This window comes from Pseudomonas sp. AC463, assembly GCF_979253585.1.
Map to the genome: position 1 here is coordinate 1 of NZ_CEEDDZ010000324.1, position 327 is coordinate 327.

Annotated in this window: 1 protein-coding gene; it reads right to left on the reverse strand. The window is 58.7% G+C overall.

Features of this window, described 5'->3' with window-relative positions; all coding sequences use genetic code 11:
- Positions 1-275: hypothetical protein (locus tag AC0IYH_RS30345; RefSeq protein ID WP_471837850.1), on the reverse strand; the 275-nt coding region annotated here is incomplete at its 3' end.
- Positions 276-327: the final 52 nt, after the last annotated feature.

Consider the following 327-nt stretch of genomic DNA (forward strand, 5'->3'; position numbering starts at 1 on the left):
GTCGACGAATAGCTGTCGACGTTGGCAACGCGGTAACCGACTTCCGTCTCCAGACGGAAACCGCCGAAGTCGTAACCGATCACGCCGTCGACGTCATAGCCATACTTGTGATCGACGGTGCCAGCATTGCTGAGCGTCCCGATGTCGTAGTCGATGTCCTCGACCACCATCGCGCCGCCCTCGATGCCGATGTACCACGAGTTATCGCGGGCCATGGCAGGTGCGGCGAGTGCGGTGGATGCAAGTGCCAGTACGATGGCAAGCTTCCGCATCATATTCCCCTTTCTTGAAGTGTCACTACGGACAGGGCAAACTCACTATCCCGCG